Annotated in this window: 15 protein-coding genes; 10 read left to right on the forward strand and 5 right to left on the reverse strand. The window is 31.7% G+C overall.

Going from position 1 to position 12887, the window contains the following annotated elements:
• Nucleotide 1: 1 nt before the first annotated feature.
• Nucleotides 2-907, reverse strand: coding sequence for a Tab2 family RNA-binding protein (locus tag TX50_RS02835; RefSeq protein ID WP_011132164.1), 906 nt, complete (start codon nucleotides 905-907; stop codon nucleotides 2-4).
• Nucleotides 904-2121 carry a S1 RNA-binding domain-containing protein gene (locus TX50_RS02840; protein WP_011132165.1) on the reverse strand — a complete coding sequence of 406 codons (1218 nt, stop codon included), beginning with the start codon at nucleotides 2119-2121 and terminating at the stop codon, nucleotides 904-906. Before TX50_RS02840 ends, TX50_RS02835 begins: the two co-directional genes overlap by 4 nt.
• Nucleotides 2122-2184: 63 nt before the next feature.
• On the opposite strand from TX50_RS02840, the gene TX50_RS02845 reads away from it, so the two are divergent.
• From TX50_RS02845 to folE, 6 genes are all read left to right on the forward strand, one after another.
• Nucleotides 2185-2982: a creatininase family protein gene (locus TX50_RS02845; RefSeq protein WP_011132166.1), complete on the forward strand. Its 798-nt coding sequence runs from the start codon at nucleotides 2185-2187 to the stop codon at nucleotides 2980-2982.
• Between the two features lie 111 nt (nucleotides 2983-3093).
• On the forward strand, nucleotides 3094-3810 hold the full coding sequence (locus TX50_RS02850) for an aldehyde oxygenase (deformylating) (protein ID WP_011132167.1): 717 nt from the start codon (nucleotides 3094-3096) through the stop codon (nucleotides 3808-3810).
• A 109-nt stretch (nucleotides 3811-3919) separates the two neighbouring features.
• Nucleotides 3920-4960: a long-chain acyl-[acyl-carrier-protein] reductase gene (locus TX50_RS02855; RefSeq protein WP_011132168.1), complete on the forward strand. Its 1041-nt coding sequence runs from the start codon at nucleotides 3920-3922 to the stop codon at nucleotides 4958-4960.
• Nucleotides 4961-4963: 3 nt separating this feature from the next.
• Nucleotides 4964-5971, forward strand: a complete 1008-nt coding sequence (locus TX50_RS02860; protein WP_011132169.1) for an acetyl-CoA carboxylase carboxyltransferase subunit alpha — start codon at nucleotides 4964-4966, stop codon at nucleotides 5969-5971.
• A gap of 1 nt (nucleotide 5972) precedes the next feature.
• Nucleotides 5973-6680 (forward strand): SDR family oxidoreductase, encoded by a 708-nt coding sequence (locus TX50_RS02865; RefSeq protein WP_011132170.1) that lies wholly within the window; start codon nucleotides 5973-5975, stop codon nucleotides 6678-6680.
• Nucleotides 6681-6834: 154 nt separating this feature from the next.
• Nucleotides 6835-7575 (forward strand): GTP cyclohydrolase I, encoded by a 741-nt coding sequence (gene folE / locus TX50_RS02870; RefSeq protein WP_011132171.1) that lies wholly within the window; start codon nucleotides 6835-6837, stop codon nucleotides 7573-7575.
• Here folE and TX50_RS02875 read toward each other — a convergent pair.
• Nucleotides 7572-8234, reverse strand: coding sequence for a phosphoribosylanthranilate isomerase (locus tag TX50_RS02875; RefSeq protein ID WP_011132172.1), 663 nt, complete (start codon nucleotides 8232-8234; stop codon nucleotides 7572-7574). The two genes, folE and TX50_RS02875, sit on opposite strands and share 4 nt — an antisense overlap.
• Nucleotides 8235-8298: 64 nt before the next feature.
• Here TX50_RS02875 and TX50_RS02880 point away from each other — a divergent pair, with 64 nt between their 5' ends.
• Nucleotides 8299-9516, forward strand: a complete 1218-nt coding sequence (locus TX50_RS02880) for a site-2 protease family protein (protein ID WP_225866769.1) — start codon at nucleotides 8299-8301, stop codon at nucleotides 9514-9516.
• A gap of 7 nt (nucleotides 9517-9523) precedes the next feature.
• Here TX50_RS02880 and TX50_RS02885 read toward each other — a convergent pair whose 3' ends face one another.
• A complete protein-coding gene (locus TX50_RS02885; RefSeq protein WP_011132174.1) occupies nucleotides 9524-10195 on the reverse strand; it encodes a lipoyl protein ligase domain-containing protein in 672 nt (223 codons plus the stop codon).
• 133 nt (nucleotides 10196-10328) lie between these two features.
• On the opposite strand from TX50_RS02885, the gene psaM reads away from it, so the two are divergent.
• The 3 genes from psaM to TX50_RS02900 all read left to right on the forward strand — a co-directional run bounded on the left by psaM (nucleotide 10329) and on the right by TX50_RS02900 (nucleotide 11932).
• Complete coding sequence (gene psaM / locus TX50_RS02890; RefSeq protein ID WP_011132175.1) at nucleotides 10329-10433, forward strand: photosystem I reaction center subunit XII; 105 nt, start codon at nucleotides 10329-10331, stop codon at nucleotides 10431-10433.
• A gap of 89 nt (nucleotides 10434-10522) precedes the next feature.
• A complete protein-coding gene (locus TX50_RS02895) occupies nucleotides 10523-10870 on the forward strand; it encodes a hypothetical protein (protein ID WP_011132176.1) in 348 nt (115 codons plus the stop codon).
• A gap of 57 nt (nucleotides 10871-10927) precedes the next feature.
• Nucleotides 10928-11932, forward strand: a complete 1005-nt coding sequence (locus TX50_RS02900; RefSeq protein ID WP_011132177.1) for a protochlorophyllide reductase — start codon at nucleotides 10928-10930, stop codon at nucleotides 11930-11932.
• A 4-nt stretch (nucleotides 11933-11936) separates the two neighbouring features.
• Here TX50_RS02900 and bchL read toward each other — a convergent pair whose 3' ends face one another.
• Nucleotides 11937-12824 carry a ferredoxin:protochlorophyllide reductase (ATP-dependent) iron-sulfur ATP-binding protein gene (gene bchL, locus TX50_RS02905; protein ID WP_011132178.1) on the reverse strand — a complete coding sequence of 296 codons (888 nt, stop codon included), beginning with the start codon at nucleotides 12822-12824 and terminating at the stop codon, nucleotides 11937-11939.
• Between the last annotated feature and the right edge of the window lie 63 nt (nucleotides 12825-12887).

Genomic DNA, 12887 nt, shown 5'->3' on the forward strand with positions numbered 1-12887 from the left:
CTTATGAAATTAGTTCAACATCTTTTAAAATCCAAAAACCAGCGAATTTTTCAATAAATGGAGTTGCTTGTATGGATATAAACTGATAACCATAAGAATCTTTTTTAGATTGAGTGAATTTATCATTTAATACCTTAGCATCTTTTTCTTGTAAATCTGTTACTAACCATTTATCATCTTCTGAGGCTTCAAGTATAAGTTGGTTCTGTTTTATTAGCAGCTTGACAGGCTCTAAACTACTAAACCAAGCAGCAAGAGCAAGTGATCTGTCTTTACTAAAAAGTCTAAGGCCAGGTACTAAGTTGTCATTTTTTATTGAACTCTGGATTGGGAAAATATCTCCAAATTCAATAGGCCAATTTTTAGCTAATTTTAATTCCTCTATAGATATTTCCGAGATTGTTAATGCATCACCTCTCACAGCCTCAGGCAAAGGTTTAGGATCATTAAGAATATTAGATGTAAAGGTTGGAGCTAATACTCCTCTTACATATCCTTGCTCTAAAGGATATATCTCTCGTTCGAGAAATTCTATCCTGTCAAATAATTCATAAGTCCTTCTGCTAACAAGAGCCTCAATTCCTATATTTTCAATAGATTTTTTAATTATTGATTTCATTGATGCTCTCCAAAATCTTATTTTTAATGGCTTTGCCCAACCTTCTATTTCTGCATCATTTAGAGCTTCATTTAAAGCTTTTGTAAGCCATATTGAATTAACTTCGTTTGCTGGACATACTTTATTCCACAAAAATATTTTCTCTGTTTTAAAGCTTTTTGAAGATGAAATAATTAATTCCCATCTTTTTTTACCATTTGTTTCGATAATTGGCCTCGAATAAAAGTCCAACTCCCAATCTGATATTTTAAGTTCTTTATCCGAAATTATTTTTTCATTGATGGTCATTTTTCTAAATCTTTTTTATCAAAAAGTGACTTAGTTTTTAGAGACCTTTCAGAGGCTTCAATCATAACTTTTTCTTTATCAATGATTAATTCTCCAGGTGTGTTTTCTAATAAGGCTGTATTTAAACCAATTCTTCCTCTTTCCAAGTCAATTTCTGTTATTAGTGCCTTTATAACCTCACCCTCCCTGAAAATCTCTCTTAAATTTCGGATGGATCCATTTGTTATCGAGGATTGATGAAGAAGCCCGCTTGCTCCTCCTAAATCAACAAAGAAGCCATATGGTTTTATTGCTAAAACTTCACCCTCAATTAATTGTCCAAATTTTAGATCTGCAAATTTAGAAACTAATAATGCTTTTTTTTCTGATAAAACAAGTTTCCGTGTCTCTGGATTTACTTCTAAAAATGCAACTTTTAAATTTTTACTAACTAAAGATTGATAATCTTGACCATTTTCAAGTTGTGAACGTGGAATAAATCCTCTTAATCCATCAACATCGCAAGTAAGTCCTCCTCTATTAAAACCATTGATTGTAACTTGTATTAATTCTCCATTTTTCGCAGAACTTGCAACTTTTTCCCAACTTTGCCTAAGAATTAATGCTCGTGCACTTACTGTGACCATACCATCAGCATTCTGTTCTTTTATTACTAAAACTTCCATTTCTAAATCAATGGTAAATTTTTCTTTGAAATTTGTAATTACTCCTAATCCACATTCTTTTTTTGGCATGAAACCAGGTGCTTTACCACCAATGTCTATATACAAACCATCACTTTCTAATGCTATTACTTTCCCCTTAATTGTCTCTCCTGTTGCACCTATCGGCTCATTCTCGTTTAAGGCTTCTAAAAAGGCACTTTCGTCAAAATCAAATTCATCAACTTTTCTTTCTATGATGAAATCTTCATCTTCATCTTGAAAAGTTAAAGGTTTTTCTAACTCCTTATAACTTATATTTTCAAAGTTGATATTATTGGAATAACTTTCTTTTACTTCATCTATTGGGGCTTCAATAAATTTAGGCTTTACAGCACTTATGTCAGTTTTGACTTCTTTTGAAGAATTTTGATGACCATCAAAAACTTCTTCCTTATTACTAATAGTATCCTTTTTGCTTATGTGAAGGACCTGAAGCGGCTTCTTAAGATTGTTTTTGTCGCCCTTAATTTTCTTATTATTTTGGGCATCTTTATCACTAACTCCCTTCATAGGTAAAATAAGAGTAATTTAATATTAACTTATTCTAAATGTTAGTACTCACAATTAAAAATAATGAACTTTAAATCAATACCTAGCGAATTTGAGTATTTATCTTGGCCTGAAGTAAAAAATATTTCAAAAGATATAAGATCAACAATTATCTGGCCATTTGGAGCGGTAGAACAACATGGTCCTCATTTACCTTTGGGTACAGATAGTATTTTTGTTGATGAGATAATTTGCGAAGTTTTTAAATTAATTCCGTCTGACACACCTATAAAAAAACTTCCAACTCAATATATAGGTTTTTCTCCAGAACATAAGGGATTTGATGGAACTATATCTCTTTCTTCAAATTTAATAACTTTATTAATAAAAGAAGTTGGAATCCAATTAGCGGATATGGGGTTTAAAAGATTGATATTAATAAATGCGCACGGAGGTCAAATCTCTTTACTTAACACCGCTGCAAGAGAATTAAGAAGTGTTGCTCCTAAACTTTCAATCTTCCCTTGCTTTTTATGGAAAGGAGTTGATGGATTAAGTGAACTGTTAACAAAAGATGAAATTGAGAATGGATTACATGCATCCTTAGCCGAAACAAGTTTAATGATGGCCTTAAAATCTAAACTTGTGGGAGATGAAAGACCTTGTGAAGGTATTAAAATGCAAATCCCAAAGGGTTGGAGTTTGGAGGGAAATGCTCCAACTGCTTGGTTTACAGAAGATTTAAGTAAATCTGGAGTAATAGGGAATAGTAAAGGGTCAAATAAAGAGCTAGGAAATAGTTTAAAGAGTTTATTAGTCAATCACTGGTTTAAATTAATTATGAATCTTATGAAATCAGACTGGCCAAATCAATATAAATAATCATTATTAATTCAATAATATCGTTTAACAATTGAAACTATTTTCATCATATTTAAATAAACTCACTATAATTGTGTAAAACTTAGGCATAATGAGCTAAAGATTACTGACATGCAAACACTCGAATCTAATAAAAAAACTAATCTAGAAAATTCTATTGATTTACCCGATTTTACTACTGATTCTTACAAAGACGCTTATAGCAGGATAAATGCAATAGTTATTGAAGGTGAACAAGAGGCTCATGATAATTACATTTCCTTAGCAACATTAATTCCTAACGAATTAGAAGAGTTAACTAAATTAGCGAAAATGGAGCTTAAGCACAAAAGAGGCTTTACTGCATGTGGAAGAAATCTAGGTGTTCAAGCTGACATGATTTTTGCTAAAGAATTCTTTTCCAAATTACATGGTAATTTTCAGGTTGCGTTATCTAATGGCAAGACAACTACATGCCTATTAATACAGGCAATTTTAATTGAAGCTTTTGCTATATCCGCGTATCACGTTTACATAAGAGTTGCTGATCCTTTCGCGAAAAAAATTACCCAAGGTGTTGTTAAAGATGAATATCTTCATTTAAATTATGGACAAGAATGGCTAAAAGAAAATTTAGCGACTTGTAAAGATGAGCTAATGGAAGCAAATAAGGTTAACCTTCCATTAATCAAGAAGATGTTAGATCAAGTCTCGGAAGATGCTTCAGTACTAGCTATGGATAGGGAAGAATTAATGGAAGAATTCATGATTGCCTATCAGGACACTCTCCTTGAAATAGGTTTAGATAATAGAGAAATTGCAAGAATGGCAATGGCTGCTATAGTTTAATTTTTTTATAAATTTAATTAGTCTATTCAAAAATAATTTTTATCTATTTAGTTAATAGCTCTATGCTATTGTTCATATCAATATAAAGATTCCATTAATAAGTTATTCAATGTTTGGGCTTATAGGTCATTCAACTAGTTTTGAAGATGCAAAAAGAAAGGCTTCATTATTGGGCTTTGATCATATTGCGGATGGTGATTTAGATGTTTGGTGCACAGCTCCACCTCAACTAGTTGAAAATGTAGAGGTTAAAAGTGCTATAGGTATATCAATTGAAGGTTCTTATATTGATTCATGTTTCGTTCCTGAAATGCTTTCAAGATTTAAAACGGCAAGAAGAAAAGTATTAAATGCAATGGAATTAGCTCAAAAAAAAGGTATTAATATTACCGCTTTGGGGGGGTTCACTTCTATCATCTTTGAAAATTTTAATCTCCTTCAACATAAGCAGATTAGAAACACTTCACTAGAGTGGGAAAGGTTTACAACTGGTAATACTCATACTGCGTGGGTTATTTGCAGGCAATTAGAGATGAATGCTCCTAAAATAGGTATTGATCTTAAAAGCGCAACAGTTGCTGTAGTTGGTGCTACTGGAGATATAGGCAGTGCTGTTTGTCGATGGTTAATCAATAAAACAGGTATTGGGGAACTTCTTTTGGTAGCTAGGCAAAAGGAACCCTTGGATTCTTTGCAAAAGGAATTAGATGGTGGAACTATCAAAAATCTAGATGAAGCATTGCCTGAAGCAGATATTGTTGTATGGGTAGCAAGTATGCCAAAGACAATGGAAATCGATGCTAATAATCTTAAACAACCATGTTTAATGATTGATGGAGGTTATCCAAAGAATCTAGATGAAAAATTTCAAGGAAATAATATACATGTTGTAAAAGGAGGTATAGTAAGATTCTTCAATGATATAGGTTGGAATATGATGGAACTAGCTGAAATGCAAAATCCCCAGAGAGAAATGTTTGCATGCTTTGCAGAAGCAATGATTTTAGAATTTGAAAAATGTCATACAAACTTTAGCTGGGGAAGAAATAATATATCTCTCGAGAAAATGGAGTTTATTGGAGCTGCTTCTGTAAAGCATGGCTTCTCTGCAATTGGCCTAGATAAGCATCCAAAAGTACTAGCAGTTTGAATTATGCCAAGACGTTATCTTCTTGATTTTGAAAAACCTCTTGTAGAGCTTGAAAAGCAAATAGAGCAAATAAGAGAATTAGCAAGAGATTCAGAAGTAGATGTTAGTCAACAATTACTACAACTAGAAACACTTGCTACAAGAAGAAGAGAGGAAATTTTTAGATCCCTAACACCTGCTCAGAAAATACAAGTAGCTAGACATCCACAAAGACCAAGCACTTTGGATTTTATTCAAATGTTTTGTGATGATTGGATTGAGTTACATGGAGACAGAAATGGAGGAGATGATATGGCTTTAATTGGAGGTTTAGGTTCGGTAAATAATCAACCTGTTCTTTTATTAGGTCATCAGAAAGGAAGAGATACTAAGGAAAATGTAGTTAGAAACTTTGGAATGGCAAAACCTGGAGGTTATAGAAAAGCTTTAAGGTTAATGCAGCATGCTGATAGATTTTCATTGCCTATTCTTACTTTTATTGATACTCCTGGGGCATATGCTGGTCTCTCTGCAGAAGAACAAGGTCAAGGAGAAGCTATAGCTAGAAACCTAAGAGAAATGTTCGGTTTTAAAGTCCCAATAATTGCTACTATTATCGGCGAAGGCGGGTCTGGTGGAGCTCTTGGAATTGGGGTAGCTGATAGGCTATTGATGTTTGAACATAGTGTTTATACTGTTGCTAGTCCAGAAGCATGTGCCTCAATTCTTTGGAGAGATGCTGCAAAAGCTTCTGAAGCTGCAACTGCGTTAAAAATAACTGGAAAAGATCTTCTTGAGTTAGGTGTAATAGATGAAGTTTTATCAGAACCAGCAGGTGGTAATAACTGGGCTCCTATAGAGGCTGGGAATACTCTAAAAGGTGCTATTGAGAAGCACCTTAATGAATTATTGGAATTGAAGAAAGAGGAACTTTTAGAACAAAGATATTCAAAATTCAGGGTTCTGGGAAAATTTGTTGAATCAAATAATTTTGAAGAAATTCAGGAACAATTACCTCAAATAACAGAATAAATTGAAATTAGCATACATTACAGGAGCCACTAAAGGTATTGGTAGAGCTACAGCAGTAACTTTCGCAAATGCTGGTTGGGATTTAATTTTACTCGCAAGAGATTTAGAGATGTTGGAAATACTAAGAGATGAACTATCAGATACAGGGTCAACAATAAATCTTGTAAAGTGCAATTTATCTAATGCAAATGAAATAAATAATTCAATTAACGAATCAATAAAAAAATATGGGTGCCCTTCCGTTTTAATAAATAATGCTGGATGTGCTTTCAATGGAAATTTAGTTGAAATGTCTTTGACAAAATGGCAAGAAATAATTCAAATTAATCTCACAAGTATATTTCAAATATGTAGTTTAATTGTCCCCAAAATGAGAAAAAATGGAGGCTTGATTATTAATGTCAGCAGTCATGCTTCTTATAATGCTTTCCCTCAGTGGGGTGCTTATTGCGTATCAAAATCTGCTTTAGCGATGTTTACAAAGTGTCTTAGAGAAGAAGAGAGATCTAACTCGATAAGAGCATGCACAATTACTTTAGGTTCAGTTAATACCCCTCTTTGGGAGACGGAATCAATAAAATCAGATTTCGATAGATCATCTATGCTTTCTTCTACAAACGTCTCAAATACAATTTTATATATTGCTGAACAACCAGAATCACAATTAATTGAAGACTTAACTCTTATGCCTGCAGGAGGTGCTTTTTGACCCTAGTTTATCAAGTCGCAATAACGATAAAGTGATTTTTTTTAGGGATTGAAGAACCCGATTGAACATAAGAATGTGATATAGTGTGTAAGCAAATAAGCTCAAGAAAGTTACAGTAAATCAAGTTTGCATACTATTTCCTGTTTAGAATTTTATGACTTCTACATTACCCAACGATAATATTAAAAATATTGATGAAAAGATTTCTAATAAATTAATCTCCGAGATAATAAGGGACCGTATCAAAAGCAAAGGTACAAGATTCAGTGCAAATGATAATATCGCTGACTTTATTAATCCTGGTGAGCTAAAAGTTCTAGAAAAGGAGGTGGCTTCCAGAATTAAAGATTTACTTAAGTCTTTAGTTATTGATGTGGATAATGACCACAATACTCAGGAGACAGCAGAAAGAGTTTCAAAAATGTACCTAAACGAAGTTTTTAAAGGTAGATACCATGAACAGCCAAAGGTTACAAGTTTCCCAAATGATAAAAACCTTGATGAAATTTATACTGTCGGACCAATAACAGTGAGGTCCGCTTGCTCTCATCATTTAGTTCCAATTTTAGGAGAATGTTGGATAGGAATTAAACCAGGTAGTAAAGTTATAGGTCTTTCTAAATTCGCTAGAGTAGCGGATTGGGTATTCTCTAGACCACATATACAAGAAGAAGCAGTAATGATTCTTGCAGATGAAATAGAAAAACTATGTGAACCCAAGGGGCTAGGCATAATAGTCAAAGCTCAACATTACTGTATGAAGTGGAGAGGAGTTAAAGAGCCGAATACTAGCATGATAAATTCAGTAGTTAGAGGAGATTTTAGACATGATATAAGCCTAAAACAAGAATTTTTTGAGCTAGTAAGACAACAATCTTCTAATAATAATTACTAAAAATTAGTATTTTTTATTTCTTTAATAATTAAACCAACTTTATGAATATCTTTTATTCCTGGGGAGGTTTCAACACTGCTCGAAATATCAATACCATTTGGTTTTATATTTTTTAAAATCTCAACTATCCATTCAGTGGAAACGCCTCCTGCAATCCACCAAGGTTTGCTAAAACTTAAATCTTCTAAATATTGTTGTTTTATTCTTTTTCCCGAACCACCATATGTTTCTTTATTCCATGAATCTAAAAGTATTGCATCTATAAAGTTTTCATAAGGTTTAATCTTTTCAAGATCTTTTTTATTTTTTATTCTAAAAGCTTTCCATAAGCCAACGTCTGGAATCCGTTTTTTTAATTTTTGACAATAATCAATATCCTCATCTCCATGGAGTTGAATTATAGTTTCGTTTGGTTCTCCTAAAAAACCTTTAATAATAGAATCAATAGGACTATTTTTTACAACTGAAACTCTCTCAACATTTGGATATAAATCTTTTAAAGTTTTGAAGATTATTTTTTTCTTTTCTGGGGAAATATATCTTGGAGATTCATCTACCGAAATGATACCTATTGCATTAGTTCCTAATTCGGCTACTTGAACAGCTTGTTCAATGGAAGTTATTCCGCAAATTTTAACTAAAGTTTTGGTCTCAAGCATATCTTTATCTTATAGGTAGAATTAATATTATTTGTAAATATAACGGAGATTATTTTTGAGGAGTTTGCAAATTTTTAAAGTAAAGGGAATTCCCTTTAAATTACATCCTTACTGGTTTGCAATCCTTTTTTTATTTTCATGGAGTATTTCTAATCAAGTTAATTTAACTTCTGGTGAAATTTATAATATTAAGGAGGCTTGGTTAATTGGTTTCTTAACTTCTTTTTTTTTATTAAGTACGATCATATTCCATGAGGTCATACATACTTTTGTTTCGTTAAATCAAGGAGTAAAAATAAAAAATATTACCTTTTACTTCTTAGGAGCAGTTTTGCAAATAGAAAAGGATTGTCAAACAGCTTTGGGTAATATAAAAATCTCGATAGTTAGGCCTTTATTATGTTTCTCGACGGCATTAATTCTTTTTCTCATTATTAATCCTACTGAATCCAACGAACAAATATTTACAAATATATTGAGCAGACTAGCAATATTAAATCTTTTTCTAGGCTTTTTAAACTTAATTCCTATTGGATTTTTAGATGGAGGTAATTTGTTAAAGAGTACTATTTGGTATTTTTCAGGAAGTAAAAATAAAGGAAGAAACTTTTTAAATAAATTAACTTTAACATTATCAATTTTAGTTTTTCTTTTAGGAATTATATGTTTATTTAGTTTCAATTTTTACTATGGTTTATTACTTACTTTTTTGGGATTATTTGGTATTAATTCATCAAAGTCTGAAAATCAATTTTTTAAAATTGAAAATATTTTAAAATTAAGTAAAGTTTCTGAACTTAAATTTAAGCCATTAAGAAAAATAGAATCCAATTCAAATTTTGTGCAGTTAAATAATGTGGTTAAAAGTAAAAAAGATAAACAAGATAAATATTTGTTTTTAACTAATAGTGGAAGATGGGACGGCTTTATTGAGGAAAAAATTTTAAAATCTGTTTCAGTAAAAAAATGGGAACGTACTTTTGTTGGGGATTTTAAAAAGTCCATTAAGAAATTTGAGAGTGTCAATTTTAGTACTGAGTTATGGAGAGCTATTGAAAAGATAGAGAAATCTAATGAAGGTATAGTACTCGTACTTAATTCTGCTGATATACCACTAGGAATTATTGACAGAAATAAAATTGGTTATTTTGTGTTTAATAAATTAGGTTTAAATTTACCTTCCAATCTAATCAGTAAATTTAATAATAAGGATCAGTATCCACTGGGTATTCAATTACCCAAAATTATAAAATTAATGAGAAAAAAAGGAGAAATTGAATAAATTCAAGTCACAATAATTCTTTAATCTTATCTGTTTTATAGTAGATTTTTTCAATTTTTATATTTGACTTCGATTCTAGAAATGAATTAATCAAATATTTAATTATTTCGTCATTAGTGAGATTTAAATTAATTTTTTTGGGAGGCTCTTCTCCAAATAATCTGAACCACAAGTCTCTTGGGGGGTTAAGCTGAATTTCCCCATGCTGAAGAAATGCCCCTTTCTTTCTGTATTGGGCGCTTCCTATACGTTTAAAACCATATTGATCAACTAAATCAGACACATAAGATGATTCAAAACAGTTCTCTTTAATTATTGATTTTTTTAAAGTTCCTCTTTTTAAACTTAAACCTAAATCATTAAAACTTTTAATTAACCAATTATTTACTAGCTCATAACTAAAGATCTTATAAGAAGGTTTTTTAAATGTTAAAGCGTATGTGATCCCTCCAGAATGAAGTACTGCACCGCCTCCTGAGGGTCTTCTTACTACCTTAATGATGCCATCCTCTAAAAGCTTTTCCCAATGAGGTGGAATTGCTTTTTGATGATAACCAAGAGAAATCCAATTTCCCTCCCAATGATAGAACCTTAATGTAAAAAGAATTTCAACTTTGGAAATAGTTTTTTCTAAAAAATGTAAATCTAGAGCCATTTGTTCAACTCCAGTTAATTTCATTGTTGAAATGATTAAAGCTTGATTATCTATTCTCAAAACTATTTTTTGATTTAATTACGTAACAGCATTTTGTAATAGTCTATCAATTTTTCACTTTTGGGTAGAGAATATAGAAAATAAATATGTATTTATTATGGAGCCATCTCAATCAATCAATTTAATAATACTTGGTCTTATTGTGGTAATGCATGCAGGTGTATTGGCTTTAAGACTTGGCATAAGTTTAGCTAGAACATAAAAAACTAATTTTGATTATAAAAAACTTTATGTTATTAATTAAAGAAGACTTTTATTCTTGAGTCTTTTATCTAATTTCTTAAAAATAATTTGCCTAGACATTACCGTAAAAGTACTTCTACGGACAAAAGATCTTTAGCATCTGCTATAGAGATAAACTATAAAGAACAAGAAGATTTTGTAAGCTCTGTTTTTCTTGGGTTAAAAGTTTGTTTTTCTCTTTTAGCAATAGTGAGTTTATTAAAAATTGGATATAGCTCAAAAGTTAGATTAACTAGATTGAGGGAGATTAAAAATTCTTATTTATATGAAAAATCAAGGTTTGATGGTTTAAGCAGTAGATTTGATGATTTAATCTCTTTAGAGGGCGAGCAAAGATTTATGAAGGATCAAGATCAAATGATTTCTAGAGACATAATCAGAGTAATATGGCGTTGATAAGTATGATTATAGGGTCATTTAATTATCGAATTTTTTAATTAATTTTTACAGCTTGTGGGTAAGAGTATTAAGGGCTTAGTCCTAATAACAGGAACAACATCAGGAGTAGGATTAAATACCTTAAAACCTTTGTTGAAATTTGGATGGGAAGTTATAGCGGTAAATCGCTCAAATAAAAGGGCAGTAGAAATAGCTCAGCAATCTTTAACAGATTCTCAAATAAAAAATATTCATTTTATAGAAATTGATTTGTCTGATTTAGACGATGTAAGAAATGGTTGTAGTGAGATATTGAAAAAATTTAAAAAACCCATAAATTCTATTATTTGTAATGCTGCAGTTTATAAACCAAGATTACGGAAGCCTGAAAGGTCTCCCCAAGGATTTGAAAATTCTATGGCAGTTAATCATTTTGGTCATTTTCTCTTGATTAATCTTCTTCTTGATAATATTTTGTCCTCTGAGAAAGAAATTGATTTAAATGGTAGAACAATTAAATTCAAACCAAGAATAACCGTATTAGGAACTGTTACGGCAAATTATTCAGAACTAGGCGGAAGAATTCCTATACCTGCTCCAGCTGATCTAGGTAATTTATCTGGATTTAAAAATGGATTTTTATCTCCAATTAGCATGGCAAATGGAAAAAAATTTAAACCCGGGAAAGCATATAAAGATAGCAAACTGTGCAATATGGTGACAGTACAAGAATTATCAAAAAAATATCCTAAAGAAAGAATAATTTTTAATTCCCTTTACCCTGGATGTGTGGCCGATACAAAACTCTTTAGGGATACCCCTTGGCTTTTTAGATTTTTATTCCCAATCTTTCAAAAATTCATCACAAAAGGATATGTATCTCAAAGATTAGCTGGAGAAAGAGTAGCTCAAGTAGCGACTCTTAAAGAATATGCTAAGCCAGCAGTCCATTGGAGTTGGGGAAATCGCCAAAAGTTAGGAAGAAAAGCTTTTTCTCAAAAATTGTCTAAGAGAATTATTGATTCAAATATTTCAAGACAAACTTATGAATTAACTAGAAAATTGGTTGGATTAGCTTAGGTAGTTAATCAAATCCTAATAAATCAAAAATTTCTCTATCTTTTAGTGGAGTACCCTCAAGTGGTTCCACATTGTCTAACATATTTTTAGCGAGAGATAAATATTCATTTTGCACCTCAACCACATCTTCAGTTGGTTCCATTTCAAAAATCGTACACTTTTTAAGCCTTGATCTTCTAATGGCATCTACATCTTTAAAGTGAGCCATGGTTTTTAAACCAGTTCTATTATTGAACTTATCAATTTGATCGGTATCTTTGGATCTATTTGCTACTACTCCACCTAATCGAACTTTATAATTTTTTGCTTTTGCTTGAATTGCAGAAACAATTCTATTCATTGCAAATATTGAATCAAAGTCATTAGCCGTTACAATTAGGCAGTAATTAGCGTGTTGTAAGGGAGCGGCAAAACCTCCACAAACGACGTCTCCCAAGACATCGAAAATAACTACATCGGTGTCTTCTAGTAAATGATGCTCTTTTAAGAGCTTTACTGTTTGGCCTGTTACATATCCGCCACAACCTGTACCAGCTGGAGGACCTCCACTCTCGACGCACATTACACCATTAAACCCCTCAAACATAAAGTCAGTTGGCCTTAATTCCTCACTATGAAAGTCCACTTCCTCCAGAATATCAATAACAGTAGGAACCATCTTGTGAGTAAGAGTAAAAGTACTATCGTGCTTTGGATCACACCCTATTTGTAAAACTTTTTTACCCAATTTTGAGAATGCTGCTGAAAGATTAGAAGACGTTGTTGATTTGCCTATACCCCCCTTACCATAAACAGCAATTACTAATGCTCCTTCTTCAATATTTACTTTTGGATCTTGCTTGACTTGAACACTACCTTCTCCATCAAGAGGCTTATTTATTGTACTTGTCATTTAAAGCTGAAATTAACACGTTAATAAATACATTCTTGCAGGAATATGCTTCTATAAATGTAT

The organism is Prochlorococcus marinus subsp. pastoris str. CCMP1986 (assembly GCF_000011465.1).
Lineage (GTDB): Bacteria > Cyanobacteriota > Cyanobacteriia > PCC-6307 > Cyanobiaceae > Prochlorococcus_A > Prochlorococcus_A pastoris.